This window comes from Modestobacter sp. SYSU DS0290, assembly GCF_054050955.1.
The window spans coordinates 65498-88729 of record NZ_JBJHAI010000005.1; the positions used below are offsets into that span (position 1 = coordinate 65498).

General features: G+C 75.3%; 27 protein-coding genes and 1 pseudogene. 17 read left to right on the forward strand and 11 right to left on the reverse strand.

Annotated features, from left to right (window positions below; all coding sequences use genetic code 11):
- The first annotated feature begins 117 nt into the window (after positions 1-117).
- The 3 genes from moaA to ACI795_RS06790 are packed head-to-tail and all read left to right on the forward strand — an operon-like array spanning position 118 to position 1667.
- Positions 118-1167 (forward strand): GTP 3',8-cyclase MoaA, encoded by a 1050-nt coding sequence (gene moaA / locus ACI795_RS06780; protein WP_457074607.1) that lies wholly within the window; start codon positions 118-120, stop codon positions 1165-1167.
- A gap of 5 nt (positions 1168-1172) precedes the next feature.
- A complete protein-coding gene (locus tag ACI795_RS06785; protein WP_457066642.1) occupies positions 1173-1415 on the forward strand; it encodes a MoaD/ThiS family protein in 243 nt (80 codons plus the stop codon).
- 24 nt (positions 1416-1439) lie between these two features.
- Positions 1440-1667 carry a hypothetical protein gene (locus ACI795_RS06790; protein ID WP_457074609.1) on the forward strand — a complete coding sequence of 76 codons (228 nt, stop codon included), beginning with the start codon at positions 1440-1442 and terminating at the stop codon, positions 1665-1667.
- A 6-nt stretch (positions 1668-1673) separates the two neighbouring features.
- Here the strand turns inward: ACI795_RS06790 and ACI795_RS06795 are convergent, their stop codons facing one another.
- From ACI795_RS06795 to ACI795_RS06835, 9 genes and pseudogenes are all read right to left on the reverse strand, one after another.
- Positions 1674-3284, reverse strand: coding sequence for a SpoIIE family protein phosphatase (locus ACI795_RS06795; RefSeq protein WP_457074611.1), 1611 nt, complete (start codon positions 3282-3284; stop codon positions 1674-1676).
- 96 nt (positions 3285-3380) lie between these two features.
- Entirely contained in the window at positions 3381-3800 is a 420-nt protein-coding gene (locus tag ACI795_RS06800) for a molybdenum cofactor biosynthesis protein MoaE (protein WP_457074613.1), read from the reverse strand.
- Between the two features lie 23 nt (positions 3801-3823).
- Positions 3824-4399 carry a nucleotidyltransferase family protein gene (locus ACI795_RS06805; protein WP_457074614.1) on the reverse strand — a complete coding sequence of 192 codons (576 nt, stop codon included), beginning with the start codon at positions 4397-4399 and terminating at the stop codon, positions 3824-3826.
- Positions 4400-4411: 12 nt separating this feature from the next.
- Positions 4412-4867, reverse strand: a complete 456-nt coding sequence (locus tag ACI795_RS06810) for a TOBE domain-containing protein (protein ID WP_457074760.1) — start codon at positions 4865-4867, stop codon at positions 4412-4414.
- 120 nt (positions 4868-4987) lie between these two features.
- Positions 4988-5425 (reverse strand): annotated as a pseudogene (locus ACI795_RS06815) (ATP-binding cassette domain-containing protein); the annotation flags it as partial.
- A gap of 29 nt (positions 5426-5454) precedes the next feature.
- A complete protein-coding gene (modB, locus tag ACI795_RS06820; protein ID WP_457074616.1) occupies positions 5455-6261 on the reverse strand; it encodes a molybdate ABC transporter permease subunit in 807 nt (268 codons plus the stop codon).
- Positions 6258-7004: a molybdate ABC transporter substrate-binding protein gene (gene modA, locus ACI795_RS06825; RefSeq protein ID WP_457074618.1), complete on the reverse strand. Its 747-nt coding sequence runs from the start codon at positions 7002-7004 to the stop codon at positions 6258-6260. The genes modB and modA overlap by 4 nt, the downstream gene beginning before the upstream one ends.
- A 68-nt stretch (positions 7005-7072) precedes the next feature.
- Complete coding sequence (locus tag ACI795_RS06830; RefSeq protein ID WP_457074620.1) at positions 7073-7465, reverse strand: TOBE domain-containing protein; 393 nt, start codon at positions 7463-7465, stop codon at positions 7073-7075.
- Positions 7466-7533: 68 nt separating this feature from the next.
- On the reverse strand, positions 7534-8301 hold the full coding sequence (locus ACI795_RS06835; RefSeq protein WP_457074622.1) for a polyprenol monophosphomannose synthase: 768 nt from the start codon (positions 8299-8301) through the stop codon (positions 7534-7536).
- A 182-nt stretch (positions 8302-8483) separates the two neighbouring features.
- Here ACI795_RS06835 and ACI795_RS06840 point away from each other — a divergent pair, with 182 nt between their 5' ends.
- The 12 genes from ACI795_RS06840 (at position 8484) to ACI795_RS06895 (ending at position 19908) form a co-directional block, all read left to right on the forward strand.
- Entirely contained in the window at positions 8484-8750 is a 267-nt protein-coding gene (locus ACI795_RS06840) for a hypothetical protein (RefSeq protein WP_457074623.1), read from the forward strand.
- A 4-nt stretch (positions 8751-8754) separates the two neighbouring features.
- Positions 8755-10179: a phospholipid carrier-dependent glycosyltransferase gene (locus tag ACI795_RS06845; RefSeq protein WP_457074624.1), complete on the forward strand. Its 1425-nt coding sequence runs from the start codon at positions 8755-8757 to the stop codon at positions 10177-10179.
- A gap of 65 nt (positions 10180-10244) precedes the next feature.
- Complete coding sequence (locus ACI795_RS06850) at positions 10245-10613, forward strand: PadR family transcriptional regulator (protein ID WP_457074625.1); 369 nt, start codon at positions 10245-10247, stop codon at positions 10611-10613.
- Positions 10610-11347, forward strand: coding sequence for a hypothetical protein (locus tag ACI795_RS06855; protein WP_457074626.1), 738 nt, complete (start codon positions 10610-10612; stop codon positions 11345-11347). The genes ACI795_RS06850 and ACI795_RS06855 overlap by 4 nt, the downstream gene beginning before the upstream one ends.
- A gap of 56 nt (positions 11348-11403) precedes the next feature.
- Positions 11404-13110 carry a RecQ family ATP-dependent DNA helicase gene (locus ACI795_RS06860; RefSeq protein ID WP_457074627.1) on the forward strand — a complete coding sequence of 569 codons (1707 nt, stop codon included), beginning with the start codon at positions 11404-11406 and terminating at the stop codon, positions 13108-13110.
- 89 nt (positions 13111-13199) lie between these two features.
- Positions 13200-14849, forward strand: coding sequence for a carbamoyltransferase family protein (locus tag ACI795_RS06865; protein WP_457074628.1), 1650 nt, complete (start codon positions 13200-13202; stop codon positions 14847-14849).
- A 120-nt stretch (positions 14850-14969) separates the two neighbouring features.
- Complete coding sequence (locus ACI795_RS06870; RefSeq protein ID WP_457074629.1) at positions 14970-15428, forward strand: DUF4383 domain-containing protein; 459 nt, start codon at positions 14970-14972, stop codon at positions 15426-15428.
- Between the two features lie 82 nt (positions 15429-15510).
- A complete protein-coding gene (locus ACI795_RS06875) occupies positions 15511-16722 on the forward strand; it encodes an acyl-CoA dehydrogenase family protein (RefSeq protein WP_457074630.1) in 1212 nt (403 codons plus the stop codon).
- A gap of 259 nt (positions 16723-16981) precedes the next feature.
- The gene (locus tag ACI795_RS06880) at positions 16982-17311 is read left to right on the forward strand and encodes a sigma-70 family RNA polymerase sigma factor (RefSeq protein ID WP_457074631.1); all 330 of its coding nucleotides are present in this window, start codon (positions 16982-16984) and stop codon (positions 17309-17311) included.
- Between the two features lies 1 nt (position 17312).
- Positions 17313-18665, forward strand: a complete 1353-nt coding sequence (locus tag ACI795_RS06885; RefSeq protein ID WP_457074632.1) for a hypothetical protein — start codon at positions 17313-17315, stop codon at positions 18663-18665.
- Entirely contained in the window at positions 18662-18841 is a 180-nt protein-coding gene (locus ACI795_RS06890; protein WP_457074634.1) for a hypothetical protein, read from the forward strand. Before ACI795_RS06885 ends, ACI795_RS06890 begins: the two co-directional genes overlap by 4 nt.
- Positions 18842-18918: 77 nt before the next feature.
- Positions 18919-19908 (forward strand): LacI family DNA-binding transcriptional regulator, encoded by a 990-nt coding sequence (locus ACI795_RS06895; protein WP_457074635.1) that lies wholly within the window; start codon positions 18919-18921, stop codon positions 19906-19908.
- 8 nt (positions 19909-19916) lie between these two features.
- On the opposite strand, the gene ACI795_RS06900 is transcribed toward ACI795_RS06895, so the two are convergent.
- Together ACI795_RS06900 and ACI795_RS06905 are read right to left on the reverse strand one after the other, a co-directional pair.
- Positions 19917-20114, reverse strand: coding sequence for a hypothetical protein (locus tag ACI795_RS06900; RefSeq protein ID WP_457074637.1), 198 nt, complete (start codon positions 20112-20114; stop codon positions 19917-19919).
- A complete protein-coding gene (locus tag ACI795_RS06905) occupies positions 20111-20611 on the reverse strand; it encodes a GbsR/MarR family transcriptional regulator (protein ID WP_457074638.1) in 501 nt (166 codons plus the stop codon). Before ACI795_RS06905 ends, ACI795_RS06900 begins: the two co-directional genes overlap by 4 nt.
- Before the next feature lie 96 nt (positions 20612-20707).
- Between ACI795_RS06905 and ACI795_RS06910 the strand changes: the two genes are divergently transcribed.
- Both ACI795_RS06910 and ACI795_RS06915 read left to right on the forward strand, forming a co-directional pair.
- On the forward strand, positions 20708-21616 hold the full coding sequence (locus ACI795_RS06910; protein WP_457074640.1) for an ATP-binding cassette domain-containing protein: 909 nt from the start codon (positions 20708-20710) through the stop codon (positions 21614-21616).
- Complete coding sequence (locus ACI795_RS06915; RefSeq protein ID WP_457074642.1) at positions 21613-23214, forward strand: ABC transporter permease; 1602 nt, start codon at positions 21613-21615, stop codon at positions 23212-23214. The genes ACI795_RS06910 and ACI795_RS06915 overlap by 4 nt, the downstream gene beginning before the upstream one ends.
- Positions 23215-23232 lie beyond the last annotated feature (18 nt).

The window sequence follows — 23232 nt, forward strand, 5'->3', positions numbered from 1 at the left end:
TCTCGTTCTCGCGCTCTCTGGCCACAGGCGAGTGCGGGGGTGCCCGCCGGACCCTCGGGTGGCGGTGCCGAACGTAGCAGCGCGCCACGGCTCGCGTCCGCCATTACATTGGGCCCGGTGACGACCTCCAGCCCCCTGCCCGACCCGCGGGTGCGCCCGCAGGTCACCCCGGGCACCGGCGGTCTGGTGGACCGGCACGGCCGGGTCGCCACCGACCTGCGGGTGTCGCTCACCGACCGCTGCAACCTGCGCTGCACGTACTGCATGCCACCGGAGGGCCTGCAGTGGCTCCCGAAGGTGGAGCAGCTCACCGACGACGAGGTCGTCCGGCTGGTCCGGATCGGCGTCGAGCTGCTGGGCGTCCGCGAGGTGCGGTTCACCGGCGGCGAGCCGCTGCTGCGCCCCGGGCTCCCGGGCATCGTGGCGGCCAGCACCGCGCTGCACCCCCGGCCGGAGGTCTCCCTGACCACCAACGCGATCGGGCTGTCCCGGATGGCGCCGGCGCTGGCCGAGGCCGGGCTGGACCGGATCAACGTCAGCCTGGACACCCTGGACCGCGACCGGTTCAAGCAGCTGACGTACCGCGACCGGCTCGACGACGTGCTGGCCGGCCTGCGGGCCGCGCGGGACGCCGGGCTCACCCCGGTGAAGGTCAACGCCGTGCTGCTGCACGGGATCAACGACGTCGACGCCGTCCCGCTGCTCGACTTCTGCCTGGAGCAGGGCTACGAGCTGCGGTTCATCGAGCAGATGCCGCTGGACGCCCACCACGCCTGGACCCGCGGCCGGATGGTCACCGGTGAGGACATCCTGGCGCGGCTCTCGACCGCACACACCCTCACCCCCGCCACCGAGGACCGCGGCTCCGCCCCGGCCGAACGCTGGCTGGTCGACGGCGGACCCGCCACGGTGGGTGTGATCGCCTCGGTCACCCGTTCCTTCTGCGGCGCCTGCGACCGGACCCGGGTCACCGCCGACGGCCAGGTGCGCAACTGCCTGTTCGCCCGCGAGGAGTCCGACCTGCGCGGCCCGATGCGCGAGGGCGCCACCGACGCCGAGCTGGCCGACCGCTGGCGCATCGCCACCCTGGGCAAGCTGCCCGGCCACGGCATCGACGACCCGTCGTTCCTGCAGCCGTCGCGGCCGATGTCCGCGATCGGGGGCTGAGGCCGGTGACCGTCACCGTGCGGTACTTCGCCGGGGCGCGGGCCGCGGCGGGCGTGACCACCGAGTCCCGGGAGGCGGCCAGCCTCGAGGAGCTGGTCGGCCAGATCGTCGACGCCCACGGCGAGCGGCTGGAGCGGGTGCTCACCGCCTGCTCGTTCCTGGTCGACGGAACGCAGACCCGGGACCGGTCGTTGGTGCTGGCGCCCGGTGCGGTGGTGGACGTCCTGCCGCCCTTTGCAGGAGGTTGATGACATGAGCGTGTGGAACAAGGCATGAGCATCTGGGACAAGGCCAGGGCCAAGGTCGAGCAGGCCGTGGGCCACGCCGAGGAGGTCTGGGGCCAGTCGCACGGCGACGCGGCCGCGACCCTCGACGGGGAGGCCCGCCGGCTGGAGGGCGAGGCCGAGGAGGAGCAGGCCGAGGAGGAGCAGGCCGGACACGGCGACGAGGCGCACCGCCGTCCGGACGACGACGGGCTGGCCGGCGCCGGAGCCCGCTGACCCCGCTCAGCCCACGCGGACCGGGGCCGCGAGGCGGATGGCGACCAGCGCGACGTCGTCCTCCGGCCGGCCGTGCACCAGCCGGTCGAGCAGTTCGTCGCACAGCTGACCCAGCGGCAGGCCGGCGAGCTCGACCGCGGTCTGCCGCAGGCGCGCCATCCCCTCGTCCAGGTCGCCGCCGCGCCGCTCGATGAGCCCGTCGGTGAACAGCAGCACCGTCGTCCCGCAGTCCAGGGTGACCACCGACTCCGCCCGCTGGGCGGTGGCGTCGACCCCGAGCATCAGGTCGCCGCGCCAGTCGGCCAGCGCGGCGAGGGTGCCGTCGGGGTGGATCACCAGCGGCGGCAGGTGCCCGGCGTTGCTCCAGCGCATCCGGGTGAGCCCCCGCGCGGCCTCCGCCGGGGTCTGCTCGAAGCGGGCGACCGCGGCGGTGGCGTAGGTGTCCACGTGCAGCTGCGCCATCGCGGCGTCCAGCCCGCGGAGCACCTCGCCCGGGCCGGCGTCGCTGTAGGTGGCGACCCCGCGCAGCAGCGCCCGCAGCTGGCCCATCGCCGCCGCGGCCACGGTGTCGTGGCCGACGACGTCCCCGATCACCAGCATCGTCGCCCCGGACGGCTGGGTGAACGCGTCGTACCAGTCGCCGCCGACCCGCGCGGCCTCCGCCGCCGGGGTGTAGCGGACCACCACCTCGGCCTGGTCGTCCTCGTAGCCGCCGGTGAGCAGGCTGCGCTGCAGGGCCTCGGCGAGCTGCCGCTGCTGGTCGAACAACCGGGCGTTGTCCAGCACCAGCCCGGCCCGGTCGGCGACCTCCTGGGAGGTGGCCAGGTCGGCCTCGCTGGGCGCGCGGCCGTCGTCGAAGTAGAGGGTGAGGACGCCGAGGGTGCGGCCCCGTCCGCGCAGCGGCAGGGTCACCCCGGAACCGGGGGCCAGCAGCTGCAGCAGCTCCCGGGCCTCGCACTCGGGCAGCAGGTCGGTGACGTCGGCACCCGGGGCGACCACCGTCTCCCCGAGCAGGGCGCGCACCACCGGCGAGGTGGCCGGCATCGACGACAGCCGGACCTCCGCGTACCGCTCCACCAGTGCCCGCCTCGCCGGGTCGACGTGCCACCAGCCGACGTCGCGCGGACGCCCGTCGTCGTCGAGGACGGTGAGGATGCACCAGTCGCCCATCACCGGGACGATCAGCCGCGGGATGCGGGCAGCCGCGGTGTCGACGTCCAGGGTGCCGGCCAGCTCCGCGCTGACCCGGGCCAGCATCGCCAGCCGGTCCTGGGCGGCCCGCCGGTCGGTGACGTCGATGAAGTACATCGCCAGACCGGCCTCGCTGGGCACCGCGCGCACCTCGAACCAGGCGTACAGCGGGTGCGGGTAGAAGGCCTCGATGACGGCCGGGCGCCCGGTGGCCACGCACTCGCGGAAGGTGCGGCCGAACTCGTTGTCGACGTTGGGCGGGAAGACCGACCAGTAGTCGCGACCGACCAGCTCCTCGCGCGAACGCCCGACGAACGCCTCGCCCGCGGCGTTGAGGTAGGTGATCCGCCACTCGCGGTCGACGGACATGAAGCCCATCGGCATCAGCTCGAGCTCCCGCTCGCCGCCCTCGTGCTGCGCCGCCATGCCCACCTCCCCGTCCCGGATCAGAGGCCGAGCGGTTCTGTTATGTCATGACGGATCGATGACGGGCAAGCAGCCACACCCCAGGCGCCCCACCGGTCACGGACAGGCCACCCACTCCTCCTGGCCGTCGGTGAACACCTGCCGCTTCCAGATCGGCAACCGGGCCTTCACCTCGTCGACCAGTTCGGCGCAGGCGGTGAACGCCTGGCCGCGGTGGGCGGCGCTCACCGCGCACGCCAGCGCGACGTCGCCGATGCCCAGCAGGCCGATCCGGTGCGAGACGGCGACGGAGCGGACCTCCGGGCGCGCGGCGAACTCGGCGGCGATCTCGGCGATCAGCTCCGGGGCCGTGGGGTGGCCGACGTACTCCAGCTCGGTGACCGACCGGCCGCCGTCGTGGTCGCGCACGACGCCGGCGAAGGAGACCACCGCACCGGCCGCCCTCTCGGCGACGGCGTCCTCGTGCTCGGCCACCGAGAGCGGCTCGTCGGTGACCCGGGCCAGCAGCGTGCTCACGGGCGCGACGGTACCCGCGCGGGTCAGCCGGCCGGGGGCACGTCCAGGTCGGTGGGGTCGGCCAGGCCGGTGCAGTCGACCTCGACGACGTCGCGGCCGGCCAGGTAGCCGCGGGCGCCCTCGTCACCGGTCGCGGCAGCGGCCACCCCGGCCCAGTGCTCGCGGCCCAGCAGCACCGGGTGGCTGCGGACCCCGTCGTAGGTGGCGACCGCCAGGACGTCCGGAGCGGCGTGCGCGGCCACCCGGGCCAGCGCCTCCGGCGTCATCCCCGGCATGTCGACCAGCTGCACCAGCACGGCGTCGGCCCGGCCGGGCCAGCCGCGCAACCCGTCCAGGCCGGTGCGCAGGCTGGAGGCCATCCCGGTCTCCCAGTCGCGGTTGGCCAGCACGGTGGCGCCGGAGAGGTCCGCGCGCTGCCACACCTCGACGGCGGAGGCGCCGAGGACGACGAGCACCGGGTCGCACACCGCGGCCGCCGTCCGGACCGCCCGCTCGACCAGCAGGCTGCCCCGGTACTCGACCAGGGCCTTGGGCATGCCGTACCGCCGGCCGCCCCCGGCGGCGAGCACCAGGCCGGCGACGGGCGCGTCCGATGTCATCCACCCACTCTCTCAGCGGGGGTAGACGGTGACCTCGCTGGCCTTCACCGCAGCCCAGACCCGGGCGCCCGGGGCGAGCGCCAGCTCGGCGAAGGACGCCGCGGTGACGTCGGCGGTCAGCGGCACCTCCCCGGCCAGGTCGCACCGCACCACCGAGCCGTGCGGCGTCGCGGCCACCAGCTCCACCGGCCACGCGTTGCGCGGACTGCCCTCGGGGCGCGCCAGGTGCAGCGCCACCGACTCCGGCCGGAGGGCGGCGAACACCGGACCGTGCACGGTCTCCGCGATCGACACCCGGCCGCCGTCGTCGAGGGCGACCGACGTCCCGGATGCCACCCCGGGCAGCAGCACCAGGCCGACCAGCCGGGCGACGTAGTCGGTGCGCGGCCGCCGGGCCACCTCCGCCGGCGTGCCGGTCTGCACGACCCGCCCGTCCTCGACCACCAGCACCCGGCCGGCCAGCGCCATCGCGTCCACCGGGTCGTGCGTCACCAGCACCGCGCAGCCGGCGTAGTCGGCCAGGTGCCGGTGCAGCTCGGCCCGGACCGCCAGCCGGGTGCGCGCGTCCAGCGCCGAGAGCGGCTCGTCCAGCAGCAGCACCCGCGGGTCGCCCACCAGCGCACGGGCCAGCGCAGCGCGCTGCGCCTGCCCACCGGAGAGCTGCCCGGGACGCCGCCCACCGAGCTCGCCGAGCCCCACCCGGTCCAGCCAGCCCGTCGCCACCGCCCGGGCGTCGGCGCGACGGGCTCCGCGGGCGCGCAGGCCGAAGGCGACGTTCTCGGTGATCGTCAGGTGCGGGAACAGCAGGTGGTCCTGGAAGACCATGCCCAGCGGGCGGCGGTGCGCGGTGAGGTGCACGCCCGGTGCGTCCCACAGCTCGTCGTCGACCCGGACCCGGCCGCCGTCCGGGCGCAGCAGCCCGGCGAGCACCCGCAGGACGGTGGACTTGCCCGCCCCGTTGGGGCCCAGCACCGCGAGCACCTCGCCGTCGGCGACGGAGAGCTCGACGTCGACGGCGAACCCACCCCGGTCGACGACGACGTGCGCGTCCAGGCTCATGCCGCCGCCCGTCCGAGCCAGCGGTCGCGGAGCAGCAGCAGGGTGGCCAGCGAGACGGCGAGCAGCACCAGGGACAGCGCGATCGCGGCGTCCGGGTCCGACTGCAGCGCCAGGTACACCGCCAGCGGCATCGTCTGCGTCGTCCCGGGGAAGTTCCCGGCGAAGGTGATCGTCGCGCCGAACTCGCCCAGCGCCCGCGCCCAGCACAGCACCGCACCGGCGGCGATCCCCGGCGCGACCAGCGGCAGGGTGACCCGGCGGAACGTCGTCCACCGGTCGGCGCCGAGGGTGGCCGCGGCGTCCTCGAACCGGGCGTCGGCGGCGCGCAGCGCCCCCTCCACGCTGATCACCAGGAACGGCATCGCGACGAACGTCTCGGCGAGGACGACGGCGGTGGTGGTGAACGGGACCGTCCAGCCGAACACCTCGTACAGCTGCTGCCCGACGATCCCCTGCCGACCGAGCACCAGGAACAGCGCGACGCCGCCGACCACCGGGGGCAGCACCAGCGGCACGGTCACCAGCGCCCGGAGCACGCTGCGCCCGCGTGCCCGGGAGCGGGCCAGCACCCAGGCGAGCGGGACGCCGAGCAGCAGGGACAGACCGGTGGCCAGGGTGGCCGAGAGCAGCGACAGCCGCAGCGCCTGGCCCACCGCCGGCTCGGCGAGCAGGGTGGGCAGCTGCGACCAGGGTGCCCGCAGCACCAGGCCGAGCAGCGGCAGCACCAGGAACACGACGGCCACCACCGCCGGCACCAGCAGCGGCGCCGGGACCCCGGCGTCCCGGTGCCGACGGGTGCTCACGGGACGGCGAACCCGGCGTCGGCGAGCGCCTGCTGCCCGGCGTCGCCGCGCACCAGGTCCACGAAGGCCTGCGCCGCGGTCGGATTCGCCGCGTCGGCCAGCACGGCGATCGGGTAGGCGTTGACCTGCCGGCCGGCCTCCGGGACCGGGATGCCCTCGACCCGGTCACCGGCGGCCCGCACGTCGGTGGCGTAGACGAGCGCCGCGTCCACCTCGCCCAGCTGCACCTTGGTCAGGGCGGCCCGGACGTCCTCCTCCTCGGTGTCCGGCCGGGCTTTGACGCCCGTGTCGGCGAGGACCGCCCGGGCCGCGGCGCCGCACGGGACGGCGGCCGCGCAGACCGCGAGGGTGAGGTCCTCGTCGGCGAGGTCGGCCAGCCCCGTGACCCCGCCCGGGTTGCCGGCCGGAACGGCGATCTCCAGGACGTTGCCGGCGAACACCACCGGGTCCTCGGCCAGGCCCGCGGCGGTGACCACCGCCATCTGCGGCTCGTCGGCCGAGGCGAAGACGTCCGCCGGGGCGCCCTGGGTGAGCTGGGTGGCCAGCGTGGAGCTGCCGGCGAAGGTGAACCGCACGGTCAGCCCGGGGTCCTGCGCCTCCAGCTCCGCGCCGAGGTCGGTGAAGACGTCGGTCAGCGAGGCGGCGGCGAGGACGGTGAGCGTGCGGTCGTCCCCGGCGGCCGGGGCACCGCAGCCGGTGAGCAGCAGCACGCCCGCCGCGGTGAGGACCAGCCCCCTCCTCACCGCACGATGACCCGGCAGGTGGGCGCTCGCTCCGCTCCTCACTCGCCGGCGCTCGCTGCGGTGCTCACTCACGGCACGTCCACGCTGACCTGGGTGGCCTTCACCGTGGCCACCGCGCGGGCGCCGACCTCCAGGCCCAGCTCGTCGGCGGCCTCCCGGCTCATCAGCGACACCAGCCGGAAGGGCCCGGCCTGGATCTCCACCTGGGCCATCACGCCGTCCCGCAGCACCCGGGTGACGATCCCGGCCATCCGGTTGCGGGCCGACGACGACCGGGTGACCCCCGGCGCCGGGGCGTCGTGCAGCTCGGCGGCGACCCGGGCCAGGTCGGCCCCGTCGACCTGCGCGGGGCCCGCGTCGCGGTGCGCGGCGAGCCGGTCGGCCTCGATCCAGCGCCGCACGGTGTCGTCGCTCACGCCCAGCAGCTGCGCGGCCTCGGCGATGCGGTAGGTGGTGGCCACTCGCGCACCGTAGCGGCCGCAAACGCGGGCCTACAAGCCAGTCAGACTCCGCAGATGCGGACTCCGGGTCACGCCGGGACGCGGCGGCGGAGCAGCACCGGGTGCCGGCCGCGGACCGGCTGCGCCCCGGTCCTCGCCGGCCGCAGCGAGGCCAGCGACCAGATGCCCACGCGGACCAGCGCCTCCCGGATGATCCGGCCGCTCATCTTGCTCTGCCCGAACTCCCGGTCGGCGAAGACGATCGGCACCTCGGCCAGGCGCAACCCGCGGGACCACACCTGCCGGGCCATGTCGATCTGGAAGCAGTAGCCCTGCGACTGCACCGACCCCAGGTCCAGCGACTCGAGCGCCTGCCGCCGGAAGGCGCGGAAGCCCCCGGTCGCATCGCCCAACGGCAGGCCGAGGGCGAGCTGGACGTAGCGGTTCGCACCGCGGCTGAGCAGCTCCCGGCGCCGCGGCCAGTTGCGCACGCTGCCACCGGGGACCCAGCGGGAGCCGAGCACGGCGTCGGCGGTCGCCAGCCGGTCCAGCAGCCGCGGCAGGTCCTCGGCCCGGTGCGACCCGTCGGCGTCCATCTGCGCAATGACGTCGTACCCCTGGTCCAGGGCCCAGCGGAAGCCCTGGACGTACGCCGGGCCGAGGCCGGCCTTGCCCGGTCGGTGCAGCACGTGCACCCGGGGGTCCGCGGCGGCGATCCGGTCGGCCAGGGCGCCGGTGCCGTCCGGGCTGGCGTCGTCGATGACCAGGACGTGCGCGTCCGGGACCGCCTCCAGCACGGCACTGAGGGTGCGGGGCAGGCTCTCGCGCTCCTGGTAGGTGGGGATGCAGACGCACACGTCTCGAAGGGTCACGATCGGAGCCATTGCCGCCCTCCGGCCGGAGGACACCTGAGCGAGGACACGATCGTGCAACGGTTGCGGCACAGGCGTGACCGGATCGTTACCCGCTCCCGTGGGTACCTCCCCGGAGGCGCGGTCATGGGACGGGGGACCGTTTCACCCGAGCTCAGGAGTCACCCATGAACCGCATCATCCGCGGCGTTGCCGCTGCCTCCTTCTCCGGCCTGGTCGTCTTCGGCGTCGGCGCCTGTGGCGCCGAGGAGGAGGGCACCGTCGACGTCACCGAGACCGAGCAGGTCACGGAGACCGAGGAGCAGTCGACCGAGGTCACCGAGACCCTCGAGCCCACCGAGACCGAGGTGTCCACCGAGACCGAGACGGTGGAGACCGAGACCGAGGTCAACACCGAGACCGAGACCGAGTACAGCACCGAGGACAACGGCTGATGCGATGAGCACAGTCGCTCCCGACGTGGAGCACCGAGCAACGGGCGGCGCCTTCCGGCGCCGCCCGTTGTGGGTCTGGGCACTGCCGCTCGCGCTCCTCCTGCTGGCCGCAGGCGTCCGGCTCTGGGCGCTCGGCGACCCCGGCCGCCTGTACTTCGACGAGAAGTACTACGTGCAGGACGCCGTGGACTACCTCAACCGCGGCGTCGAGGAGGGCCGGCCGGTCCATCCACCCATGGGCAAGTGGGTCATCGCCCTGGGCATCGAGCTGTTCGGCAGCGCCACTCCCACCGGCTGGCGGCTCGGGGTGGCGGTCGCCGGCTCCCTGACCGTCCTGCTGACCTACCTCAGCGGCCTGCGGCTGTTCCGGCGCCCCGCGCCCGCTGCGCTGGCGGCGCTGCTGGTCTGCCTGGACGGACTCGCGGTCACGACCAGCCGGATCGCCATGCTCGACGCCACCCTCGGGCTGTTCGTCGTCGCCGCGTTCTGGCTGGTGCTGGTGGACCGGGACGCGCGCCGGGCCGCCCGCGGACCGGGCGAACCGCTGCTCCGGTCGCTGCTGGGCTCCCGGTACCGGTGGCTGGCCGGGGTCGCCCTGGGACTGGCCGTGGCCACCAAGTGGTCCGGGCTGCTCGCGGTGGCCGCCGCCGGGCTGCTGGTGCTCGGCACCGAGCTCGCCGGTCGGGGCGAGGAGCTGCGCCGCGCGGCCCGCCGCGGCCTGGCCGTCGCCGCCGGCGGGGTGCTGAGCCTGCTGCTCGTCCCCGCCGCGGTCTACCTGACCAGCTACGCCGGCTTCTTCACCTCCTACTCCGACAGCCGGGCCTACGAGACCGCCTGCGCCGAGGGCGACTGCGGCACGTCTGCGGGTGACCGGCTGCAGACCTGGGTGGCCGACCAGGCCGACGTGGTCGCTTACCACGGGAGGCTCGAGGCCACCCACCCGTACCGGTCCAGCCCGCTGGGCTGGCCCTGGCTGCAGCGCCCGGTCCTCACCTATGCCGCGGAGTGCGCCACCACCGCGGACCCCGACGAGTGCGCCGTCCCGCCGGGCACCAAGGCCCGCATCGTGCAGCTGGGCAGCCCCGCGCTGTGGTGGCCGGCGCTGCTGGCCTACCCGGTGCTGCTGTGGCGCGCCGCCGCCCGCCGGGACGGGATCGCCGCCAGCATCCTCGTGCCGCTGCTGCTGCTGTGGGCCCCGTGGCTCGCCGCAGGCAAGCCCGGCTACTTCTTCTACCTGGTGCCGGCGGTGCCGTTCATCGCCCTCGCGCTGGTCCGGGCGGTCCAGGTCGGGCCACGCCCCCGGCTGGTCGGCGCCGGGGTCGCCGTCCTGTCGGTCGCGGCATTCGCGTTCTTCGCCCCGCTCTGGCTGGGACTGCCGACCGACCCCGACCTGCTGGACTTGCGGTACTGGCTGCCCACCTGGCGGTGACCCCGTGGGGGGACACGTCGGCGAGCGTGGTTGCGTTGCTACCTAGGTAGGTTCACCATCTAGGTGTGTCCCCGCCCTCGGGAGCCCCGAACCCCTGGCCTGCGCAGTGGCTGCGCGGCGTGCTCGAGCTGGCCGTCCTCGCCGTGGTCGACCGCGGGGAGACCTACGGCTACCGGATCGCCGCCGACCTGGAGGAGGCCGGCTTCGGCGTCGTCAAGGGCGGCACCCTCTACCCGCTGCTGGCCCGGTTGGAGGAGGACGGCGCCGTCGCCGCGACCTGGCGCGAGGGCGAGTCCGGACCCGGACGCAAGTGGTACAGCGCCACCCCCGCCGGCCGGCGGCGCCTGCGCGAGCAGGGTGCCTCCTGGCGGGCCTTCGCCCAGGTCACGGCCGACCTGCTGCCCGACCCCGTCCCGACCGGAGGCACCCCGTGACCGATCCCACCGCCCAGCCCGTGGCCGCCCCCCGCGCCGTCGACCGGTACTGCGACGACCTCCTGGTCGCGCTGCGCGTGCGCGACGTCCCGGGCCCGCGCATCGGGGAGGTGCTCACCGAGGTCCGCGCACACCTCGCCGACAGCGGGGAGAGCCCGGTCGCGGCGTTCGGCGCCCCGGAGGACTACGCCGCGGCGCTGACGGCGGACCGACCCCCGACCCCGGCCCGCGAGCGGGTGCACGAGGGGCTGGTCGCCGCCGCGTTCGCGGTGGGCGGCAGCTGGCTGGCGGACGGCGCGATGAGCCTGGCCGACGGCGAGCCGACCGCACTGGGGCCGGGAACGCTGCTGGTCGCCCTGCTCGCCGCGCTGGGTGGGCCCTGGGCGCTGACGCAGCTCGTCTCCAGCTCGCGGGCCCGGGTCGCGCGAGGGTTCCTGGCCGTGATCGGGACGCTCGCCGCCCTCGTCGCCGTCGACCAGCTGCTCGACGACCGGTTCGCGTTGGGCGTGCCGGCCGCCGTCACGGCGGCGCTCGGCCTCCTGGCGCTCGGCGCGGGCACGCTGGCCCTGCGCGGCTCGGCCGACCCGGTGGTCGACCCGTTCGTCCCGCCGGCCGTCGCCGACGCGCGTCGCCGGCGCGACGAGCGGCTGGTCACCGCCGCGCTGTGGGGCTGGCTGCTGCTCCTGGTGGCCGTGGCGGTCGGCGCGGCCGTGCTCGCCGACCGGCTGAGCTGACCAGCGCCGCACCCGGGCGTCGTTTGCCGATCTCGGGGGTCGGGCAGATGCCGCCGGTGACCAGCACCGCTCAGCAGAACCCCGTCGGCGGCTCCGCGTCGGCGCGCACCCGGCGCATCCGGGAGACCGCCCGGGAGGTGCTCGGGTTCGAGGACTTCCGCCCCGGTCAGGAGGAGGCGATGAAGGCCGTCGCCGCCGGCCGGGACACCCTGGCGGTGCTGCCCAGCGGCGCCGGCAAGTCGGCGGTGTACACCGTGCTCGGCACGCTGCTCGACGGCCCGGTGCTCATCGTCTCCCCGCTCATCGCCCTGCAGCGCGACCAGGTGCAGCGGCTGGCGGAGCTCGGCGAGGAGACGGTCGGGCGGGCTGCCGTGCTCAACTCCAGCCTGTCCGGCGGTGACCAGCAGACGGTCCTCGACGAGCTCCGTGACGGAACGGTCCGCTACTGCTTCCTCGCCCCGGAGCAGCTGGCCAAGCCCGAGGTCGTCGAGGCCATCCGCGAGGCGGGGCCGGCACTGTTCGTCGTCGACGAGGCGCACTGCGTCTCCGCCTGGGGGCACGACTTCCGCCCCGACTACCTGCGCCTGGGCGGCGTGGTCGAGCAGCTCGGCCACCCGACCGTGCTGGCGCTGACCGCAACCGCGGCCCCGCCGGTGCGCGCGGAGATCGTCGAGCGGCTGGAGATGCGCGACCCGGAGGTCGTCGTCGCAGGCTTCGACCGGCCGGAGATCCGGCTGGAGGTCGAGCAGCACGCCGACGCGCAGGGCAAGCACACCGCAGTCCTGGACCGGGTCACCGAGCTGACCGAGCAGGGCACCGGGATCCTCTACAGCGCCACCCGCCGGGGCACCGAGGAGTTCGCGCAGGCGCTCACCGAGCGCGGGCTGCGGGCGCAGGCCTATCACGCGGGGCTGAAGAAGAGCGACCGCGATGAGGTGCAGCGGGCCTTCATGGCCGGCGAGCTCGACGTCGTGGTCGCCACCACCGCCTTCGGCATGGGCATCGACCGGCCCGAGACCCGGTTCGTGGTGCACGCCGAGCCCGCCGACTCCATCGACAGCTACTACCAGGAGATCGGCCGGGCCGGCCGGGACGGCGAGCCGGCCACCGCGGTGCTGGTCTACCGGCAGGAGGACCTGGGCATCCGCAAGTTCTTCGCCGCCGGCGCCCCGGCGGAGGAGGAGCTCCAGCAGGTCGCCGGCCTGGTCCGGGCCGGCGTCGAGGCCGGGATGGACGGCGTCGACGTGAAGGAGCTGCGCGAGGAGACCGGCCGGGCCGCCACGCCGCTGGTCCGCGACCTGAACCTGCTGGAGCAGGCGGGCGCGGTGGTGCTCGACGACGAGGGGACGGCGTCCCCGGCCCCGGACGCCCCGGCACCGGGCGAGGCCGCCGCAGCCGCCCGCGAACTGGCCGAGCACCACATCCGCGTCGACGAGAGCCGGATCGAGATGATGCGCGGCTACGCCGAGACCACCGGGTGCCGCCGCCAGTTCCTCCTGGGGTACTTCGGCGAGCAGCTCGACGAGCCGTGCGGCAACTGCGACAACTGCAGCGCGGGGCTCTCCACCGAGCAGCACACCGCCGACGCCGATCACCCCTTCCCGGTCGACATGGCCGTGCAGCACACCGAGTGGGGCCCGGGCATCGTCATGCGGCACGAGGACGACCGGGTGGTCGTGCTCTTCGAGGAGGTCGGCTACAAGACCCTCGCCCTCAAGGCCGTCGTGGACAACCAGCTGCTGACCGGACGCACGGCCGGGTGATCTACGCCCTTTCGCCGTGCGGGTTCCCCGCGGCGGCTTGATCATGAACGCGGACCGGGCGAACGAGCCCGGCCGGGAGGAGCACGCGCGTGAAGGTCCTGGGCATCAACGCCATCTACCACGACCCGGCGGCGGCCCTGGTCGTCGACGGCAAGGTCGTGGCCGCGGCGGAGGAGGAGCGGTTCAGCCGGCGCAAGCACGGCAAGCGCCCGCTGCCCTGGAGCGCCTGGGAGCAGCCCGAGCTGGCCGCGGCCTGGTGCCTCGAGGAGGCCGGCATCCGGCCCGAGGAGCTCGACGCGGTCGCCTACTCCTTCGACCCGGCCCTGATGGGCACCCCGGAGGAGTCCGGGCTGAACGACCCCGGCGACGTCATGCGCAAGAAGTACGCCGAGATGGCCCCGGACTTCCTGGCCCATGCGCTGCCCGGCCTGGACCCGGCGAAGGTCCGCTTCGTCAAGCACCACGTCGCGCACGCCGCCTCGGCCGGCAAGGCCGCCCCGCAGCGCGACAACGCCGTCCTGGTGCTCGACGGCCGCGGCGAGGCGCACAGCCACCTGGCCGGCCGGTACGTCGACGGCCAGCTGGAGGTGCTCGCCGGCCAGGCGCTGCCGCACTCGCTGGGCCTGATGTACGAGGACCTCACCGACCACCTCGGCTTCCTGCGCAGCTCCGACGAGTTCAAGGTCATGGCGATGGCCTCCTACGGCAAGCCGCGGTTCCTCGGCGAGCTGTCCGAGCTGATCCGCGCCACCGACGACGGCGGCTTCCGCACCGAGAAGATCGACTTCACCGAGTTCGCCCCCCGGCTCCGCAAGGGCGACCAGTGGACCTCCGACCACGCCGACCTCGCCGCCAGCGTGCAGACGCGGCTGGAGGAGGTGCTGGTCGACCTGGCCCGCTGGGTGCACGAGCAGACCGGCGAGAAGACGCTGACCCTGGCCGGCGGCACCGCGCTCAACTGCGTGGCCAACACCCGGATCCTGGCCGAGAGCCCGTTCGAGGAGGTCTGGGTGCAGCCCGCCGCCGGCGACGCCGGCACGGCCCTGGGCGCCGCGCTGCACGTCGCCACCGAGCTGGGGGAGACCACCGAGCCGATGCCGGGGGCCGCGCTGGGCCGTGGCTGGAGCGACGACGAGATCGAGCAGTGGCTGGTCACCGCCGCGATCGACTACGAGCGCCCGGACGACGTCGCCGAGGCGGTCGCCGAGGTGCTGGCCGACAACGGCGTCGTCGCCTGGTTCCAGGGCCGCAGCGAGTACGGCCCCCGGGCGCTCGGGCACCGCTCGCTGCTCGCCCACCCCGGCTTCGAGGCCAACCTCGAGCGGATGAACGACGTCAAGGGGCGTGAGCAGTTCCGCCCGGTGGCGCCGATGGTGCTGCTGGAGCGGGCCCCGGAGATCTTCAGCCGCGGCCCGATCCCCTCGCCGTACATGCTCTTCGTGCACGACGTGGCCCCGGAGTGGAAGGACCGCATCCCCACCGTCACCCACGTCGACGGGACCGCGCGGATCCAGACCATCGACCCGGCCACCGAACCGCTGGTGCACCGGATGATCTCGGCGTTCGAGCGCCGCACCGGCATCCCGGTCGTGGTCAACACCAGCCTGAACACCGCCGGGCGCCCGATGGTCGACGACCCGCGCGACGCCCTCGAGTGCTTCGGCTCGGCGCCGGTCGACCTGCTGGCCATCGGCCCGTTCGTCGTCCGCCGCCCGAAGGCCACCCCCCGCCCCGCCTGAGGTCACGATCCGGAAACGGCCGTCACCCGAGCGGGTGACGGCCGTTTCGGGTGATCATGCCTGGGAACTCCCTGCGATGGCCCGCTGAGATCCGGCGGCCCGACGACACGGAGGGCACCCATGACTGCAGCAGACCGCAACACCGGCAACCGGGGAATGACCTGGCCGCAGATGCTGGCCATGGCGATCGGCGTGATCTACACGCTGATCGGCATCATCGGCTTCTTCATCACCGGCTTCGACGACTTCGCCGCGCACACCGACGAGACCCTGCTCGGGTTCTCCATCAACCCGCTGCACAACATCGTGCACCTGGTGATCGGCCTGGCCGGCATCGCGCTGGCCCGGAAGCTCAGCACCGCCCGGACCTACGGGTGGCTGCTCGCCGTCGGCTACGGCGCCGCGTTCGTCTACGGCCTGTTCGCCGCCGGCGAGGAGGAGCCGCTGAACTTCCTCAGCATCAACTGGGCGGACAACTGGCTGCACCTGGTCAGTGTCATCGCCGGCCTGGCCATCGCGCTCGGCCCTGTGAAGGACGCGGTCGACCGGGGCCGGGACGAGTCCCTGCGCACCCGCTGACCCAGCCCCGCACCGACACCGCCGCCCCGGCCGCCACCCGGCGTCCGGGGCGGTCGTGCGTCCGCACCGCTACGGTCCGGGGATGGACTTCAGCCTGTCCGCCCGGGCCGAGGACGTCACCGGCCGGATGTGGGACTTCATGCGGGAACGGGTGTTCCCCGCCGAGCCGGTGTACGACGCCTGGCGCGCTTCGCGCGGCCATGACGACCACGGGCACCCACCGGTGCTCGAGGAGCTCAAGGCGGAGGCACGCGCCCGCGGGCTGTGGAACCTCTTCTCCCCCGAGCTCTCCGGGCTGAGCAACCTGGAGTACGCCGGCGTCGCCGAGGTGACCGGCTGGTCACCGGTGATCGCGCCGGAGGTGACCAACTGCGGGGCCCCGGACACCGGCAACATGGAGACCCTGATGCTCTTCGGGACCCCGGAGCAGAAGACGCGCTGGCTCGAGCCGCTGCTGGCCGGGGAGATCCGGTCGGGGTTCGCGATGACCGAGCCCGACGTCGCCAGCTCCGACGCCCGCAACATCCAGACCTCGATCGTCCGGGACGGCGACGAGTACGTGGTCAACGGGCGCAAGTGGTGGACCAGCGGTGCCGCCGACGAGCGCTGCCAGGTGTTCATCGTGATGGGCAAGACCGACCCCGGGGGCGCCGCGCACCGGCAGCAGTCGATGGTGCTGGTGCCGCGGGGCACCCCCGGGCTGGAGATCGTCCGGCACCTGCCGGTGTTCGGCTACCAGGACCAGCACGGGCACTCGGAGCTGCGGTTCACCGACGTCCGGGTGCCGGTGGCGAACCTGCTGTCCGGCGAGGGCGACGGCTTCATGATCGCCCAGGCCCGGCTGGGCCCCGGCCGCATCCACCACTGCATGCGCGCGATCGGCATGGCCGAGCGGGCGCTGGCGCTGATGGTGGAGCGGGCCAAGGCCCGGGTCGCCTTCGGCCGCCCGCTGGCCGAGCAGGGCACCGTCCGGGAGCTGATCGCCCGCTCGCGCATCGAGATCGACTCCGCCCGGCTGCTGGTGCTCAAGACCGCCGACCTGATCGACCGGCACGGTGCCAAGGGCGCGCGCACCGAGATCGCCGCGATCAAGGTGGCCGCGCCCCAGGTCGCCTGCGACGTGATCGACCGGGCGATCCAGGTGCACGGCGGCGCCGGGGTCAGCGACGACACCGTGCTGGCCCGCTTCTACGCCAGCGCCCGCACGCTGCGGATCGTCGACGGCCCCGACGCGGTGCACGTCCGCTCGGTGGCCCGGGAGGAGCTGGCGCGCGAGCGCCCCTGGCACGGCTGAAGGTCACGACTCGGTCACGGTGACACCCCTGCGGCGCCCCCCACGGCGTCCTAGGGGGTGACGGCGGGAGGAGACCGGGTGCGAGCCGATCACGAGGCGGAGTTCGAGGCGTTCGTCGCCGCGCGCTCCGACGACCTGCTGCGGGTCGGGTTCCTGCTGACCGCCGACCGCGGTCACGCCGAGGACCTGCTGCAGACGGCGCTGCTCAAGGCCTACCGCCACTGGGGGGCGGATCTCCCGCGCGGACCCCTACCCCTACGTGCGCAAGGTGCTGGTCACCAGCGCGGCCAGCTGGCGACGCCGGCGGACGACGCAGGAGATCGTCTCGCTCCCGGCGCACGACGTCGCCGGCCCCGACCCGACCGACGACGTCGCCGAGCGGGACCGCATGGCCACCGCGCTGGCCACCCTGCCGCCCCGGATGCGGGCGGTGCTGGTGCTCCGCTACGGCGAGGACCTCGGCGAGGCGGCCACCGCCGCGGCGCTGGGCTGCTCGGTGAACACCGTCAAGAGCCAGACCACCCGAGGGCTCGCCCGGCTGCGTGCCGTGCTCGGCGAGCTCCCCACCCCTGCCCACTTGGAGTGCTGACGTGGACCTCATCGACGTCGAGATCGAGCTGCGGTCGCACCTGGCGAACCGGCCCACCCCACTGGCCCCCGACCCGCGGGACCTGGTGACCCGCACCCGCGACCGGCACCGCCGTCGGCGCCGCCACCAGGCCGCCGTCGCCGGCGTCGGGCTGTCCGTGGCGCTGGTGTTCGGCGCCGTCCCGGTGGTGGGCGCCCTGCTGCCCGAGCCCGGCACCGCGGTCGATGCCGCCGCACCCTCACGGGGGGTGAGCACGCAGAGCCTCTACGACCTGCCCACCCGGGGGCCCCTCGCCGACGACAGCGCCTGGCTGCAGGCGGTGGCCGCCCTGCCGTGGCGGGCCGACGAGCTCGACCCGGACACCCCTCCGCCCGTCGACAGCCGACGGGTGGCCTGGGCCGGCGACGTGGCCGGCGTCCGGGTCGCGTTCGTGCTGGGCAGCGCGGACGGCCGGCTCAGCGGGACCTGGTTCACCGGCCCGGCCGGCGCCGTCCCGGCGGCGATGACGCAGGCGACCGGAGGCCAGCGGGTGGTCCGCAACCAGCCGCTGGGGTTCCTCGACGTCCCCGCCGGCGGGTCGTCCGGTGTGCTGGTGGTCGTCGGCCTTCCCGGTGACACCGTCGAGCTGGTGGACGGCACCACCGTGACCGCGGACGGTGAGGAGCGGGTGGACCGGCGGCCGCTGCCCGGGGAGGACGGCGTGGCGGCCGGCCGGATCAGCACGCTCCGCGGCCTGGCGCACGGCGTGCGGGCCGTCGTGTCACGCAACGGGCAGGAGCTCGACTCGATGAGCTACGTCTCCTCCGACCGGGCCACCGCGATCGCGCGGTCCCCGGTCGAGGGGCTCACCGACCCGCGGGGCGTGCGCTCCCGGGTCTCCGCGGAAACGCTGCAGCAGGTGCTGGGGACGGTGGTGGGCGCCTACGGGTCCGGGATGGACGGCGCGACCCCCGTGCTGCTCGCGGCGGGGCCGACCGGGTCCGGCGAGCTGGTGCTGGCCGGGATCACGTTCCGCTCCGGCGCGACGGTGCTGGTGGTCGGCGCCACCCGGCTGAAGGCCGACGGGGCGACCACCGGCTCGGCGTCGACCGCCGACCCGCAGCCAGCCGGCGTCCCGCTGGTCGATCAGCTGCTGGCGGTGCCGCTGGGCGGGGACCTCGCGCTGAGCGGGCCCCGGGACGCCGCGGTGGCCGAGGTGCTGGACGGCGACGGGGCGCTCCTCACCACCCTGCCGCTGGTCGCCGGTTCCGGCGTGGGCAGCGCGGGGGACGGCCCAGCCGCGGCCTCGGTCCGCTTCCTGGCCGCGGACGGCACCGTGCTGGCCGAGGCCCCGGTCACCGAGCTGGCCCGATGACCGGGGAGCCCGCGTCGGTCATCGCCATGCGGCAACTGGCCGAGGAGGCCCACCGGCGGCCGCGGGGCCGGAGCACGGCGCTGCTGCGGACGGCGGCGGAGCACGCGGCCGACCGCCGGCAGCAGCGCGCCGGCGATCGGCCGGCCGGTCCCGGGGGCCAGCCCGCGGACGGCTGAGAACGGTTCCAGCCGGGCGGGCGGTTCCCCACCGGTTCCCGCGGTGGTACGACAGGGGCCCCGGCGGAGGAGGCAGCGTGGGCGAGGTCCGGCCCCCGGTGACGATCGAGCACGTGGCCCGGGTCGCCGGGGTTTCCCGGGCGACGGTGTCCCGGGTGCTGACCGGTTCCGGTCCCGCCTCGGCCGCGTCGGCCGCCCGGGTGCGGGACGCCGTCCAACAGCTCGGCTACGTCGCCGACCCGGTGGCCCGGGCGCTCGTGCGCGGGCGGGGCACCCGGCTGGTCGTCGCGGTGACCAGCGCGTCGGACGGTGACCTGGTCGACTGCCCCTACGTGTCCCGGGTGGTCGGTTCGGCCGCGCAGCAGTGCGCCGGCGAAGGCCTCGGCGTGGCGCTGCAGTGGCTGCCGCTGGCTGCGCCGGCGCCCGTCCTCGACGTGCTGGCCCGGGACCGCTCGGTCGCCGGGGTGGTCCTGGTCAACACCACCGCCCGGGTCCTGGCCGCCGTCCCAGCCCGGCTGGCCGGGCGGGTCGTCTCCATCGGTGCCGGCTCGCCGGCCGTCCCCCTCGTCGACGTCGATGGCGCGATGGCCGCGACTGCGCTCACCGAGCACCTCCTCCGGTCCGGTCGTCGCCGCGTGGCGATGCTGGCCGGGCCGCCGTGGCTGCCCTGCGCGCAGCCCCCGGTCGCCGCCCACCGGTCCGCGATGCACGCCGCCGGGCTGCCCGATCGGGTGCTGGCCGGTGACTACACCACCGCGAGCGGCCGGCGCGGTGCCGCCGAGGCGTTGCGCCGCTGGCCGGACACCGACGCGCTGTACGCCATCTGCGACGAGACGGCGCTCGGGGCGATCCGGACGGTGCGGGCGCTGGGCCGCCGGGTGCCCGACGACGTCGCGGTCACCGGCTTCGACGACCTGCCGCTGGCCGCCTTCAGCGGACCGTCGCTGACCACCGCGACCCATCCGGTCGAGGCGATCGCGGCCCGGGCCGCGGGCACCGTGCTCGGGTACGACGCGGCTCCGGTCACGCTGTTCCCCTCGGAGCTGGTCGTGCGCGAGAGCGCGTGACCCCCGGGTCAGCCGCGCGGCGCGCGGCGGTACAGGAGGAACCCGACCACCGCGAGCGCGACGGCCAGCACGAGCTGGCCGATGCCGACGCCGGCCCGGTCGGCGCCGAACCAGGTGACGCTGGAGACCAGCAACACGGCCGCGATGCCGAGCACGAGCAGGGCGACGAGTCGTTCACTGGGGCGGCGGGGGGCGGGTGAGGTCACGCGCCGACCCTACGGGCGCGCCGGTCCCGCTCGGCGGGCCATCGCTCGAGCATCGCGGCGAGCTCCGCGCGGAAGTACGCGAAGAAGTCCCGGGTCTCGGCCAGCCGCCGGCCGCCGGGCCGCTCGTCGCCGAGATCGGCCACCCCCGCGGCGACCACCCGCTCGTAGTGCTCCAGGGCGCCCAGCCGGGCGGCGAAGAACCGGGACCACAGGTCCTCGTCGTGCAGCACGTAGAGGTCGCTGCGCGTGCCCGGCTCCCGCTCCCGGGTCAGGAACCCGATCTGCACCAGCTGGCGCACCGCGCCGCTGATCGCCGCGGGGCTGACCTGGAGCCCCTCGGCGAGCTCGGTCGCGGTGTAGCGGTCGGCGTCGTCGGCGAGTGCGTAGGCGAGCACCCGGGCGGCCATCGGCTGCATCCCGGTCTCGCGCAGCACCAGGGCGAACCGCTCCACGAACCGGAGCAGCACGACCCGCTCGGCGTCGTCCTCGTCGGCCACCGGACCTCCTCTCCTGCACTCGGGACGCGAGGTTACCCGCCTGTATCACCATCAATGAGCTTCACAAGTTTGTGAAGCGTGTGTAGCTTCGCCGCCATGACCGAGGTGATCGCGGTGTCCGGGCTGGTGAAGTCCTTCGGGCGCACCCGGGCGCTGGACGGGTTGGACCTCACCGTGCGCGCCGGGGAGGTGCACGGCTTCCTCGGCCCGAACGGCGCGGGGAAGTCCACGACGATCCGGGTGCTGCTCGGGCTGCTGCGGGCCGACTCCGGCGACGTGCGGCTGCTGGGCGGCGACCCCTGGCGGGACGCCGTCGCCCTGCACCGCCGGCTGGCCTACGTGCCCGGCGACGTCGTCCTGTGGCCCACCCTCAGCGGCGGGGAGGTGATCGACCTGCTCGGCCGGCTGCGCGGCGGCCTGGACCCCCGGCGGCGCGCCGAGCTGCTGGAGCGCTTCGACCTCGACCCGCGCAAGAAGGCGCGGACCTACTCCAAGGGCAACCGGCAGAAGGTCGCGCTCGTCGCGGCGCTGGCCTCCGACGCCGAGCTGCTGGTGCTCGACGAGCCGACCTCCGGGCTCGACCCGCTGATGGAGGCGACCTTCCAGCGCTGCGTGCAGGAGGTCCGTGCCGAGGGCCGCACGGTGCTGCTGAGCAGCCACATCCTCGCCGAGGCGGAGGCGCTGTGCGACCGGGTGAGCATCATCCGGCAGGGCCGCACCGTGCAGAGCGGCACCCTCGCCGAGCTGCGCCACCTGACCCGCACCGCGGTCACCGCGGAGACCGACCGCCCCGCGCCCGGGCTGGCCGAGCTGCCCGGGGTGCACGGGCTGGAGGCGACCGACGGCCGCGTGGCCTTCGACGTCGACGGCGACGCGCTGGACGCCGCGGTGCGCTGCCTGAGCGAGGCCGGGCTGCGGTCCCTGCACAGCGCGCCGCCCACCCTGGAGGAGCTCTTCCTCCGGCACTACGACCAGACGGCCGCCACCGCGGACGGCGCGCGGTGACCGCCCGCCCCGCGCTGACCGGCACCGGCGCGCTGCTCCGGTTCGCGCTCCGCCGGGACCGGGTGCGGCTGCCCGTCTGGGTGGTCGGCGGCACCCTGCTGGTGGTCGTGCAGTCCGCCGCCGCCCAGTCGACCTACGACTCGCCCGGCTCGCTGGCCGCCTACCGGGTCTCCGTGGGCAGCAACGCCGCCTCGATCGCCCTCGCCGGCCCGCCGGTGGGCCTGGACACGATCGCGGGCACCGTCGCCTTCGAGATGGCCACCCCGCTCGCCGTCGTCGCGGCGCTGATGGTCATGTTCACCACCGTGCGGCACACCCGCGCCGACGAGGAGCTCGGGCGCACCGAGCTGGTCCGGTCGACCCGGATCGGCCGGCACGCCCCGCTGGCCGCGGGCGCGGCCGTCGCCGCGCTGGCCAGTGCGGCACTGGGGGCGGCGATCGGCGCCGGGGCCACCGCCAGCGGCCTCCCCGCGACCGGCTCCTTCCTGCTGGGCGCCTCGGCGACGGCGACCGGGCTGGTGTTCACCGGGCTCACCGCACTGGCCGCCCAGGTCGTCTCCACCGCGCGCGGGGTGTACGGCCTGGTCGGCGCCCTGCTCGGGGCGTCCCTGGTGGTGCGGGCCATCGGCGACGTCGAGGGCAACGGACTGTCCTGGGCGTCCCCGGTGGGCTGGGCCCAGGCCAGCCACCCCTGGTCCGACGACCGCTGGTGGCCGCTGCTGCTGAGCGTGGCCGGTGGCGGGCTGGCGCTGGCGGCGGCCGCCCAGGTGCTGGACCGGCGGGACCTCGGTGCCGGGCTGGTGCAGCCCCGCCCCGCGGCCGCGGTGGCCCCGCGGTCACTGCTCTCACCCCTGGGCCTGGCCTGGCGGCTGCACCGCGGCGCCCTGCTCGGCTGGGCGGTCGGGGTGGCGCTGCTGGGCGCGGTCTACGGCGCCCTCGCCGAGTCGGTGGAGACGCTGCTGACCGACAACCCCGACGTCGCCGCCTTCCTGCCCGATGCCTCCTCGGCCGGGCTGGTCGACGCCTTCCTCAGCGTGGCGCTGACCATGACGGCGCTGCTGGTGGCCGCCTACGGGGTCTCGGCGGCGCTGCGGGCCCGGTCCGAGGAGGCCGCCGGTCGCGCCGAGCCGGTGCTGGCCACCGCGACCTCGCGGAGCCGCTGGCTGGGCGGGCACGTCCTGATCACCCTCGCCGGGACGTTCGTGCTGCTCGGGCTCGGCGGGCTCGGCATGGGTGCGGCCCGCGCGGTCTCCACCGGGGACCCCGGTGACCTCGCCCGGGTGCTCGGCGCGGCGCTGGCGCACACGGCCGGCGTCTGGGTGGTGGTCGCGGTCGCCGTCGCCCTGGTCGGGCTGGCCCCCGAGCCGGCGCTGCCCGCGGCCTGGGCAGCCTTCGGTGTGGTCGCCGTCGTCACGTTGTTCGCCGAGTCCTTCGACTGGCCCAGCTGGGTGGCCGACCTCTCGCCGCTGGCCTGGACGCCGGCCATGCCGGTGGAGCCCTGGTCGACCGCGCCGGTGGCCGGGCTGCTGGCGGTCACCGCGGCGCTGGCCACGATCGGCCTCGGCGCGTTCCGCCGCCGCGACCTCGCCACCGCCTGAGGCAGGCCGGGAAATCGG

Excerpts from the sequence above, each read along its gene's own strand:
- ACI795_RS06790 (WP_457074609.1), top strand. The coding sequence starts at position 1,440 with ATGAGCATCTGGGACAAGGCCAGGGCCAAGGTCGAGCAGGCCGTGGGC.
- ACI795_RS06795 (WP_457074611.1), bottom strand. The coding sequence starts at position 3,284 with ATGGCGGCGCAGCACGAGGGCGGCGAGCGGGAGCTCGAGCTGATGCCG.
- ACI795_RS06805 (WP_457074614.1), bottom strand. The coding sequence starts at position 4,399 with ATGACATCGGACGCGCCCGTCGCCGGCCTGGTGCTCGCCGCCGGGGGC.
- ACI795_RS06810 (WP_457074760.1), bottom strand. The coding sequence starts at position 4,867 with ATGGCGCTGGCCGGCCGGGTGCTGGTGGTCGAGGACGGGCGGGTCGTG.
- ACI795_RS06840 (WP_457074623.1), top strand. The coding sequence starts at position 8,484 with ATGAACCGCATCATCCGCGGCGTTGCCGCTGCCTCCTTCTCCGGCCTG.
- ACI795_RS06845 (WP_457074624.1), top strand. The coding sequence starts at position 8,755 with ATGAGCACAGTCGCTCCCGACGTGGAGCACCGAGCAACGGGCGGCGCC.
- ACI795_RS06870 (WP_457074629.1), top strand. The coding sequence starts at position 14,970 with ATGACTGCAGCAGACCGCAACACCGGCAACCGGGGAATGACCTGGCCG.
- ACI795_RS06875 (WP_457074630.1), top strand. The coding sequence starts at position 15,511 with ATGGACTTCAGCCTGTCCGCCCGGGCCGAGGACGTCACCGGCCGGATG.
- ACI795_RS06890 (WP_457074634.1), top strand. The coding sequence starts at position 18,662 with ATGACCGGGGAGCCCGCGTCGGTCATCGCCATGCGGCAACTGGCCGAG.
- ACI795_RS06910 (WP_457074640.1), top strand. The coding sequence starts at position 20,708 with ATGACCGAGGTGATCGCGGTGTCCGGGCTGGTGAAGTCCTTCGGGCGC.